This window comes from Campylobacter sp. BCW_6468 (assembly GCF_001762865.1).
Classification (GTDB): Bacteria; Campylobacterota; Campylobacteria; order Campylobacterales; family Campylobacteraceae; genus Campylobacter_D; species Campylobacter_D jejuni.
The window spans coordinates 108,002-118,807 of record NZ_MJXQ01000033.1 but is presented as its reverse complement, the minus strand read 5'-3'; the positions used below and the strand labels follow the sequence as shown (position 1 = coordinate 118,807).

Sequence of the window (10,806 nt, the reverse complement as noted above, 5' to 3'; positions counted from 1 at the left end):
AATATATAAAAATCCCCTTTAACAACTTCACAATCATTCTTTTTAGCAATTTCATAAAGTCTTTCATACATATTTGTTTTAATATAATCATCACTTTCAACTATACCAAGATATTCTCCCTTTGCCTCTTTTATACCAAGATTCATTTGATAACCATAACTTTTCTTATCTGATATTATTACCCTAAGCCTCTTATCTTTTTTTTCATAGTTTTTTAAAACTTCTAAAGTTCCATCAGTTGAATTTGCATCAATACAAAGTATCTCAATATCTTTTAAAGTTTGATTTAATATACTATCAATACATTCTCTTATATATGATATAGAATTTAATGAAGGTACAACAATAGAAACTTTTGGAGTATTATAATTCATCATTTCATCCTTGCTTATTTTTTAACTCATTTTTACAAAATAATAATGCCGATCTTACAACATCTTGCATATCATAATATCTATATTCTCCCAATCTTCCCCCAAAATATACATTACTCTCGTGTTTTGCTAATTGCTTATACTTTTCATACAAAGCTTGATTTTTTTCATCATTTATTGGATAATAAGGCTCAATACCCTTAATCCATTCTAAAGGATATTCTTCGCTTATAACTGTTGTATCTGTATTTCCAAATTCAAAATGCTTATGCTCTATAATTCTAGTATAAGGTATTTCCTTGTCAGTATAATTGACAACTGCCACTCCTTGAAAATTGTCTAAATTTAATATTTTATGCTCAAATTTTAAACTTCTATATTCCAAAGCTCCATATCGATAATCATAATAAGCATCAATACAACCAGTAAAAACTATTTTTTTAGCTTTATTTTTAAATTTATCTTTATATTTTAAAAAATCAGTATTTAAAATAACTTTACTTTTTTTTAGCATTTTATCAAAAATTGCCGTATAGCCGCCTTTAGGGATACCTTGATAGGGATCATTAAAATAATTATTGTCATAAATATATCGAACAGGCAATCTTCTTATAATAGAAGCAGGCAAATCCTTACAAGATCTACCCCACTGTTTTTCTGTATAACCCTTAATAAGTTTTTCATATACATCTGTACCAACTAAAGATATAGCTTGTTCTTCCAAATTTTTTGGAGGATGTTGAATTATTTGTTTTTGCATTTCAATTATTTTTCTAGCTTCATTTGGAGTTTTAATTCCCCATAATTTACTAAAAGTATTCATATTAAAAGGCAAATTATAAATTTCATCTTTATAGATTGCAATAGGAGAATTGATAAAATGATTAAATTCACAAAATTGATTCATATAATCCCATATATTCTGATCTGAAGTTCTAAAAATATGAGCACCATATTTATGCACATTGATATTTTTAATATTTTCGGTATAACAATTACCTCCAATATGTTCCCTTTGCTCCACAACTAAACAAGTATAACCTTTTTCAGTTGCTTCGTAAGCAAAAATACTACCAAACAATCCAGAACCAACAATTAAATAATCATACATGAATCACATTCCTCACAAAACCTAATTATAAAAAAAATTACCTGAAAAATAAATATCTTATATATTTTTTAATAATATTTATTTTAAAAATTTTAAAATAAATAAAAGCTCCATAAAAATTTGTTAAATGGACATAGCGATAATTTTTATACTGTTTTAATATTTTTTTTATTTGAATTTTGATACAACAAGGATCTCTTTTTAGTAAAAATATCCTTAAACATCTTTCACAAATAAATTTAAAAAATGCTTTTTCTAATAAATATGCGTTATATCTATTCTCCATTAATATTTTATCATTAAAACAATTTTTTAAAACATAAAACATACTCATTGAAGAATAATATTCTTTAGCTTCTTTAATATTTATATTAAAACTATCATAAATACTTTGCATATATCTTGGAATATGAATTTGTAGTTCACTATCACTTAAATTAATTGTACTATTAGATCTTATTCTATAAGTATGCATCGATGATGGAAAAATATAAATATATTTACATTTGGCAAATAATAACATGCCGAAGTGATGATCTTGATGAATAATATAATCAATAAATTTAAGCTTAATGTTTTTTAAATAAATAAAATCAATCATACCCGACCAAGTGAAATAAAAATTATAAATTTTCTTGTTTATACTATACTCCAACCAAACTTTAGACTTTATAACCCCCTCATGTAAATCATATAATTTTAACAAACTACTCCATTGTTTCTTAAATCCTTCTTCAAATATACTACAACTGTCAAACCAAACCACCTCAACCCCATCCATTCTAGGAACACATTCTTCTATGCAATTTAATTCCCAATAATCATCAGAATCTAAAAAGATAATATAATCAATATCAGGGGCTTTAAAATTTAAAAGCTCATCTTTGTTTTTAAAGAAATTTGAACTTTTATATATTTTATAAATATTATAAGGATTATCTTCATTGTCTAGTTTAAATTCTACTAAAGAGTTTTCTTTTAATTCTTGGGTAATGTTTTTAAAATCATATTCTTTACTAAAGAATTCTATGCCAACATTTCTTGCTGTACTTTGCCCCCCATTTTCCTTATCAAAAAGTATAAATCTTTCATCTTTTAAAGTATATTCTTTGGCTATATTAAGCGAGTTTTCATCTGTACTACCATCATTTACAAGTACAACTTGTAAATTTTTATAAGTTTGATTGACAACACTATCTAAACATTCTCTTAAATATTTTTCTACATTATAGATTGGGATAACTACACCTACAGTTTTCACAGTAATTTCCTAAATATCGGTATAAAATACATCTGCTGAAAAAACTTTATCTTTAATCTCTTTAAGCTTATCATCAAAACGATTGGCTATGATCAAATCAACTTTAGCTCCAAAAACATTAAAATCATTCTCTACTTTAATATTTAAAAATTTTTTCTCCTTAACCAAAGGTTCGTATATTATTAATTCAATATTACTATTATATTCTTGTAAATATTTTATAATATCTATAATCACAGAATTTCTAAAATTATCAGAATTTTGCTTCATAATTAATCTATAAATACCTAAAATGTTTGGTTTTTTTTCTAAAATAAGCTGGGTTATAAATTTTTTTCTTATCTCATTAGTTTCAACTATAGCTTTAATTAAACTATTAGGAATATTATAAAAATTTGCAAGCAACTGTTTTGTATCTTTAGGTAAACAATATCCACCATATCCAAAACTGGGGTTATTGTAATATTTTCCAATTCTATCATCAGCACTAATACCCTTAATTATATCCGCTGAATTTAAATTATGTTTTCTTGCATACGAATCAACTTCATTAAAAAATCCCACTCTCATTGCTAAGTAAGTATTAGAAAAAAGCTTAACGCTTTCTGCCTCATCCGAATCCATATAAAAAATATCAACATTTTTTTTCTCTATATTTTTTAAAAACAAATCTCCAATAGTTTTACCCAAAACACTTTTATCACCAATAATAATTCTACTGGGATATAGACTATCATATAAAGCACTTCCCTCCCGTAAAAATTCTGGAGAAAAAACAATATTAGACATATTAAATTTTTGTTTTATGGTTTTTGTATATCCTATAGGCACAGTGCTTTTAATAATAACATTGATCTTAGAATTTATATTTTTTATATCTTTTAAAACATTCTCTATACTTCTTGTATCAAAAAAATTAAGCTGTTCATCATAATCAGTTGGAGTAGCAATAACTGCAAAATCTGCATTAAAATAAGCCTCTTTGATATTTGAAGTAGCATGTAATTTACTTATATTTTGCACAAAGAACTTTTCAATTAATTTATCTTTAATAGGAGACTTATGATTATTAATACTTTGGATTTTATTTTCATCAATATCTAACAATACAACCTCATTTTCATTATTTTTTGAAAAGAGTATAGCATTTGCAAGCCCAACATAACCAATTCCAACAATGACTATTTTCATATTTTACCTTTCATTATTTTATAATTAAAATCCTCAAAAAATCCCTTAGGATTAAAAAACAATTTTCTTGCCAAGCGATAAAATTTAGTATGTGAAATCATAGCACCAAGATACTCTAAACCTAAAATTTTCATCAAAAATGAAAAAGGTCTTATACCCTTAAGCTCATGCAAATAAGGTTTATAAACAAAAGATCTTAAAGGATAAAAGCTTTTATCATGTTTTTGTGCCATCAGCATTTTTTCTTTATCAATGATGATTTGATAAAAAATCCCATCATGCTCAAAACTATAAAGCTCGTTAATCAAATAATAAAGCATTTTATACAAATCATACTTATCATCATTGTTTTGGCTTAAAAAATCCAAGATAACTTTTTTTTCATCCTCCTTTAAAGTTAAGAAATATTCTTTCACTTGATAAAGTTTTTGCTCGCTTAAATTTAAATCTTGTTTATAACCTAAATCTAATTTTTTTGCAAAAAACCAAGAATGAGGTAAAATTCCTTTTTGAAAATAAAAAATATCACAATAATCTATACCATTAAATTGTAGTTTTATACTTGCATCCAAAAATATTTTAGTGATTTTTTCTTGTTGTAAAAAATCCAACAAAAGTTCATATTTTAACTCTTTAGCTATAAAAAAATCACTTATATTTTTATAGATAATTTCTCCCACATAAACACTAATATCCTTAAAATCATAATTTTGATCTTTAAAAAGCATTAAAACTTTTTCACCTTTGGCTTTAAAAACTTGCAAAGGCTTTAAATCGTGTTTTTTGATGTTTTTTAAATGCTTATAAAAAAGCTGATGGTTCTTATCTTTATTTTGCATATAAGCGTTTTGATTGGGTTCTATATGATAAAAATGATATATATAAATTCCATAAAAACAAGCCTCATAACCAAGCAATGAAAACCAAGATCTAAAACCTTTAAAGTTAAAAAAATTCCAATTTCTAGCATCATAACTTAAATTAGTAGGCATTTTTTCAAAACTCACACAAGCTTTTAAAATTCTAGCAAAAAGATCAAAATCTTCATAACCATGTCCGATAAAATTTTCATCATTTCCGCCCAATCTTAAAAACTGATGTTTATTTATCACAATACTTGAAGTAGAACTTGGGGCAAAAAATTTTACCCAAGTATTTTTTGCTGTAAATAAATCCTCTTGTATCAAAATATCCCAAAATTTATCATCGTATTGCTTTAATTTTTCATTAGCTTCTTTATTAAGATACACTACGGGTAAAACTATCAAAGCATTGATATTTTGAGAAATATTTTTAATTTGAATTAGTTTTAAAATTTTTTCAAAATTATCCAAAGAAATATAACAATCCACATCCAAAAACAAAAGAACATTTGAATGCGCATAACTTGCTCCTAAATTCCTACATCTTCCTTGAGAAAAAGCTTTTTGATCCATATCTTTAAGATAAATATGATGGTTTGCTTGGATAAAATTTTTAAGCTCGTGATCTTTAGATGAATATCCTTCAACGAAAATAAATTCTATATTCTCATCGCTTTGAAAAAATTTAGCTTTTTGAAGAACTCTTTCTTCTATATAAGGACGTTCTTTACTTAATCCAAAAGGAATAATAACAGATAAAAGAGGCATTAAACATTTCCTATGGCATAAAGCTGGATAATACCTACAACTTTTTCTTCTTTTCCTACTATAATTTCTTTGATTTTATGTTTTAACATGATCCCTTCTGCTTCACTTGCCATAGCATCAGCATCGACTACTTTAGGATTTATACTCATGATTTCTTTGGCCTTAAAATCAAACCTTGGTTTATCGCTTGCTTTTAAAGCACGACGCAAATCCCCGTCAGTGATAATACCCACTAATTTTTCATTTTCAAGCACCACACAAAGTCCTAGTTTTCCACTAGTCATCACATCAACAAGATCGTTAAATTCGGTATCAGGATGCACTATAGGAAGGTTACTTGAAACCATAAGATCTTTTACCTTGGTTAAAAGCTTACGTCCCAAACTTCCCCCTGGATGAAAAAGGGCAAAATCATCAGGCTTGAAATTTCTTACCTTCATCAAAGCAGCCGCTAAAGCATCCCCCATAACTAAAGTTGCTGTTGTCGAAGACATAGGAGCAAGCTGCAAAGGACAAGCTTCCTTTTCCACGGCTATATTTAAAAATATATCGCCTTGCTTTACAAGGGTAGAATTTTTTTTACCACACATTACTATAAGTGGAATTTCACGCTTTTTTATAGCAGGAATGATTTTTAAAATTTCTTCAGTTTCTCCTGAATTTGAAATAGCAATTAAAACATCTTCGGAAGTTAACATTCCAAGATCTCCATGCAAAGCCTCTCCTGGATGGATAAAAAAGCTTGGTGTTCCTGTGCTTGCTAAAGTAGCTGCTATCTTAGCGCCTATATGACCTGATTTACCCATACCACTAACTATGCAACGCCCTTTGGTATTTAACATCAAATTTACAGCTTGATTAAAATTTTCATCTAAATTTGTAGCCAAATCCAAAATAGCTTGCGCTTCTTTTTCAAAAACTTCTTTGGCTATTTCAAGAGTATTCATTATTTAAACCTTAAAGATTAAGCACAACATTGGTTGCGATAGCAATTTGATAAAGAATTTGAGTCAACATTGAAAAAATTTGTAAATTCTCACTATCCACTTTTGGCAATACCAACACAGAATCGCCTCGTTTCATATCTATACCACTATGATATTTTTCAGCTTTTCCATTGCTTCGTATCACCAAAACTTTTGAAGTATCCGCTCTTTCTCCATAACCTCCTGCAAGATTGATATAATATCTTAAATCTTTGCCCTTATCATACACAAAAGCTCCAGGTAAAGAAACCTCACCTTGAACTATGATGAGATTATTCTTACTTGGTACATTAATAGTATCACCATCTTCTAAAATAACCGAATTATAAGACTTTGGATTATCAATGACAATTTGACCCTTAGGCTCTACTTGCTTAGCTCTTTGGATAAATTCTAAAATCGTTTTTGCTTGTTGAGCTCTTATAGCTGCACCTTGAGCTGTAACAGAACCACTAGTTAAAGCTAGAGTTTCAAGCTCTTTAAGCTGAGCATTGATAAGTTCTTTTTGAGTTCTAGCTACACTTTTTCTAAACACTTGTAAAGCTTGCATGTTTGATTGTGGATTAGCTTTAATTAATTTAGAAATATCTTCTAAAGTCGTTCCTTTACCCACAACTAAAGTTTTTAAACCATTATGCTCGCCATTTACACTTATAGTTATATTTTCAGAAACATACTCAGGGTGAAATTCTACCTCATCTCCCGTTCTAAGTAAAACTTTTGAAAATTGCATTTTATTATAAGCACTGACATCAAGTTTATGATCTTCACCATAACTTTTTACGATAGCATTAGTTACGATAGGTTTAGCACCTGATACTCTAGCTAAGTCAGCTAAAGTTTTAATATCATTTGAAAGTTCAAAACGAAAAGGTCTTTGCACATCACCGTTAACAAAAGCGTAATTTTGAACATTTCCTACTAAAATAACATCTCCACTTCTAAAAGGAAAAAGATCCATTTGCCCCTTTAGTAAAAAATCATATAAATCAATATTTTTTATCACGCTGTTATTACGCAAAATTTGAATATCTCTAAAACTTCCATATTCTAAATTTATACCCCCTGCTTTATCAAGATACTGGATCACTGAATCCGAACTAAGTCCTTGATAAAGTCCTGGAGCATTAACGTTTCCTGTTACAAAAACACTGACATTTTGATAAGCATTCATATCTGCATAAACAAAAACATTGCTTTTATAGATTTTATTAACACGTGCTTTTATAACACTTACAAGGGCGCTATTTTTCACACCTAGTAAATTTACAGCTCCTACTTTAGGGATAAAAATATTTCCTTGAGAATCCACCACTAAAACTTGCGAAAACTCAACAGCTCCCCAAATTTTAAGACTGATTTGATCACCAACTGCAATCTTATAATCTGGGTTATAAACTCTTTGATTGTAATTTTTAAAATTTCCATTAAAAAGATGAGCGCCAAATACTAAAATTTGATGAATTTTTGTAAGATTATTTTCTTTATTTGCTATATCATAATTTGAGCTTAAATTTTGATCTATGCTAGTTGTAGCAGAACCTTGATCCTCTGCTGAAATGATTTGTGAAACATCCACAGCTCCAAAACATAAAATACAACTAAAAAATAAAATTAATATTTTTTTCATTTTAATACTTATGCTCCTCTATTATCATTTTAATAAATTTAACAATCCCAAAAATCAAAGATAATACAATAAATGCTGTTAAAATATCATAAATTCTTTCAGGATATTTTGCGCTTTCTGGAATATCTGGACTTTGGATGATGACAAGTTGTTTTATTTTTCTTAATGCTTCTATTCTAGCACTTTCATAAGCTTTTAAAGCTGCTTCATAAGCTTTTTGCGCAAAAGTAGCTTCTATAGTTAAATCCTGAAATTTAGCAGCCAAATCGTTAAGCTTTTGAGAAGAATTGTTAGCTGAAATTTTAGATTTTTCCCTTAAAAGCTGTTTTTTAATCGCTTCAATTTCTGCTTTAAGTGCTACTACTTCAGGTGCTGCATCATTCATATAGCTTTGTAAAGTTAAAAGTTTAGCTTCTTTTTGAGCTAAATTAGCCTCAATTTGCGCAACTAAACTTGCTTTAGTTTCAGCTTGTTTTAAAGGATCAAAAACTCCATATTTATTTTGAAAAGCAATCAAATCATTTTGTGCTTTTTGATAACGTTCTTTGTATTTTTGCACTTCATTTTCAGCAAAAGCCATTTGCTCTCTAGCTGCTTTATGAGAGATTTCGTTGATAAATTTTTCGCTTTCTTGCATAATAGCTTGAGCAATCAAATGAGCTGATTTAGGTGTAAAACCCTCTACTTCAACTTTTAAAAGTTTAGTGGTTTCATCCGTATGAACCTTAACTCTTGCTTGGTAGTATTTAAGATAAGATTCTATCGAGCTTGAATCCCAAATTTTAAAAGGTAAATCTATATGTTGCTCTTGATAAAGATTTTTAAGTTTGATTTTTTCATCCAAAATCTTTAACATATCACTTGATTCTATATAACCTTTTAGATAATTTAAATCTTCGCTTGCTGTAGAAGTACTACTAAGCAAAGACAAGATTCCACTTGTTTGAGCACTTTCTCCACTTGTTGATCTAACATCTAAAATCATCGTGCTTACATATCTTGGTGCTGCAATCAATGTATAATAAATCACAACAAAAATCATTATAAACCAAACAATTTTAAAAGAATCAAATATACTTAAATCTTTGATTTTTTCTAATAAAGTTTTATTTTCTTCCATTAAACTTTTCCTTGATATACAGCTATTCCTTCATCTACATCATCATAAACCGTAATTTGTCCATTTTTCATATAAATTATTTTATCACACCATTCTTTAATTTCAGCTACATTATGAGATACCATAATCACTTTTGATTTGCTTAATCTTTCTCTATATAATTTCACACTTTTTTCCCTAAAAGCAGGATCTCCAACAGCTCCTGCTTCATCAATCAAATAATAATCAAAATCAAAGGCCATACTAAGTCCAAAAGCTATCCTAGCACTCATTCCCGAAGAATAAGTCTTCATAGGCTCATCAAAAAATTTCCCAAGTTCTGCAAAATCTTCCACAAATTTTACTTTTTCTTGGAGTTCTTTTCCTTTATAACCATATACTCTAGCTACAAATTTAGCATTATCTCTAGCTGTTAAAGAACCTTGAAAAGCCCCATTTAAACCCAATGGCCAAGATAATTTTTTATTAGTAATTATCTTACCACTATCAGGAAGTTCTGCCCCGCTTAAAAGACGCATAAGAGTAGATTTACCCGCTCCATTATACCCCATCAAACCTATGCTACAATTTTCAGGAAACTCAAAAGTAAAATTCTTAAAAACATAATGTCTTCCACCACTAAATAAAGGATAAGATTTTGTTAGATTAATTAACTTTATCATTCTTTTTTTACCGCCGTTAAAGCTTGTCTATTATAGTAATAGATAAAAAGCCCTATAAATAAAACAAGTAAAATCCAAAATATAGCATAAAAATAACTATATTCATCTTGCAAAGGATAATTTTCAAAAAAATTAAATCTTAAAAGTTCAAAAATATGAAGCAAAGGATTATAATAAAATATATCAAGCAAAGGACGAGGAGTTAGCCAAGTAGGAAATATAATTCCCGAAGTCCAATAAAACACTATGCTAAAATAAGCTAGCAAAGTTCTTAAAGGTTCCACAAAATGCCAAATAATAGCAAAACAAATTCCCAAAGCAAAAGCTGAATATATAAGCAAAAAAATACAAAACAAAACTCCAAGCAAATGAACAGGAAATACATCAAGTCTAAAAAACCATCCCGCAAAAAAAAGTATGATAATAAAAATTACAAAATAAATACAAAACTCAAGTAAAGTTCTAGCAATAAATACATGTATAGGCTTTACAGGTTTATAGGCAAAAAGAGCTAAATTTGCCTGAGTTCCATTCATAAGCTGGGTAACTATACTTCTAAACATAAAAAAAGGCATAATGCCTGAAATCAAAAACATAAAAATAGAAATTCCCTCAGGCATAACTTGATGATGATATTCTCTAACAATAGTGCCTATGATAGTTACTAAAAGTACAATACTCATAGGCTCCCCAACTACCCATATATATCCTAAATACCGATTTTTACCAAATCTAGTTTTTAACTCTCTAAAAAATAAAGCATAAATTACATTTAACATTTATTTTTATACCTAACAATTTTACATAAATTATAATCATAACTCATTTTTTTAAACAAAA

The 10,806-nt window shown here is 28.0% G+C and carries 10 protein-coding genes; all 10 read right to left on the bottom strand.

Annotated features, from left to right (window positions below):
• Positions 1-377: glycosyltransferase family 2 protein (locus AJ889_RS05175; RefSeq protein ID WP_032588396.1), on the bottom strand; the 377-nt coding region annotated here is incomplete at its 3' end.
• A gap of 1 nt (position 378) precedes the next feature.
• Complete coding sequence (gene glf / locus AJ889_RS05170) at positions 379-1,485, bottom strand: UDP-galactopyranose mutase (protein ID WP_002858210.1); 1,107 nt, start codon at positions 1,483-1,485, stop codon at positions 379-381.
• Positions 1,486-1,522: 37 nt separating this feature from the next.
• Positions 1,523-2,746: a glycosyltransferase family 2 protein gene (locus AJ889_RS05165; protein ID WP_002858426.1), complete on the bottom strand. Its 1,224-nt coding sequence runs from the start codon at positions 2,744-2,746 to the stop codon at positions 1,523-1,525.
• A gap of 9 nt (positions 2,747-2,755) precedes the next feature.
• Positions 2,756-3,937, bottom strand: a complete 1,182-nt coding sequence (locus AJ889_RS05160; protein WP_002851145.1) for a nucleotide sugar dehydrogenase — start codon at positions 3,935-3,937, stop codon at positions 2,756-2,758.
• Positions 3,934-5,568: a glycosyltransferase gene (locus tag AJ889_RS05155; protein WP_002934750.1), complete on the bottom strand. Its 1,635-nt coding sequence runs from the start codon at positions 5,566-5,568 to the stop codon at positions 3,934-3,936. Before AJ889_RS05155 ends, AJ889_RS05160 begins: the two co-directional genes overlap by 4 nt.
• Complete coding sequence (locus tag AJ889_RS05150) at positions 5,568-6,515, bottom strand: SIS domain-containing protein (RefSeq protein ID WP_002851196.1); 948 nt, start codon at positions 6,513-6,515, stop codon at positions 5,568-5,570. The genes AJ889_RS05155 and AJ889_RS05150 overlap by 1 nt, the downstream gene beginning before the upstream one ends.
• 10 nt (positions 6,516-6,525) lie before the next feature.
• Positions 6,526-8,184 (bottom strand): polysaccharide biosynthesis/export family protein, encoded by a 1,659-nt coding sequence (locus AJ889_RS05145; RefSeq protein ID WP_002934751.1) that lies wholly within the window; start codon positions 8,182-8,184, stop codon positions 6,526-6,528.
• 1 nt (position 8,185) lies between these two features.
• Positions 8,186-9,304, bottom strand: coding sequence for a capsule polysaccharide transporter (locus AJ889_RS05140; RefSeq protein WP_002851300.1), 1,119 nt, complete (start codon positions 9,302-9,304; stop codon positions 8,186-8,188).
• On the bottom strand, positions 9,304-9,966 hold the full coding sequence (locus AJ889_RS05135) for an ABC transporter ATP-binding protein (protein WP_002851179.1): 663 nt from the start codon (positions 9,964-9,966) through the stop codon (positions 9,304-9,306). The genes AJ889_RS05140 and AJ889_RS05135 overlap by 1 nt, the downstream gene beginning before the upstream one ends.
• Positions 9,963-10,745: a capsule polysaccharide transporter KpsM gene (gene kpsM, locus AJ889_RS05130; protein WP_002934752.1), complete on the bottom strand. Its 783-nt coding sequence runs from the start codon at positions 10,743-10,745 to the stop codon at positions 9,963-9,965. The genes AJ889_RS05135 and kpsM overlap by 4 nt, the downstream gene beginning before the upstream one ends.
• Between the last annotated feature and the right edge of the window lie 61 nt (positions 10,746-10,806).

Coding starts and splice junctions, on each gene's coding strand:
- glf (WP_002858210.1), bottom strand. CDS start 1,485: ATGTATGATTATTTAATTGTTGGTTCTGGATTGTTTGGTAGTATTTTT.
- AJ889_RS05160 (WP_002851145.1), bottom strand. CDS start 3,937: ATGAAAATAGTCATTGTTGGAATTGGTTATGTTGGGCTTGCAAATGCT.
- AJ889_RS05155 (WP_002934750.1), bottom strand. CDS start 5,568: ATGCCTCTTTTATCTGTTATTATTCCTTTTGGATTAAGTAAAGAACGT.
- AJ889_RS05150 (WP_002851196.1), bottom strand. CDS start 6,515: ATGAATACTCTTGAAATAGCCAAAGAAGTTTTTGAAAAAGAAGCGCAA.
- AJ889_RS05145 (WP_002934751.1), bottom strand. CDS start 8,184: ATGAAAAAAATATTAATTTTATTTTTTAGTTGTATTTTATGTTTTGGA.
- AJ889_RS05140 (WP_002851300.1), bottom strand. CDS start 9,304: ATGGAAGAAAATAAAACTTTATTAGAAAAAATCAAAGATTTAAGTATA.
- AJ889_RS05135 (WP_002851179.1), bottom strand. CDS start 9,966: ATGATAAAGTTAATTAATCTAACAAAATCTTATCCTTTATTTAGTGGT.
- kpsM (WP_002934752.1), bottom strand. CDS start 10,745: ATGTTAAATGTAATTTATGCTTTATTTTTTAGAGAGTTAAAAACTAGA.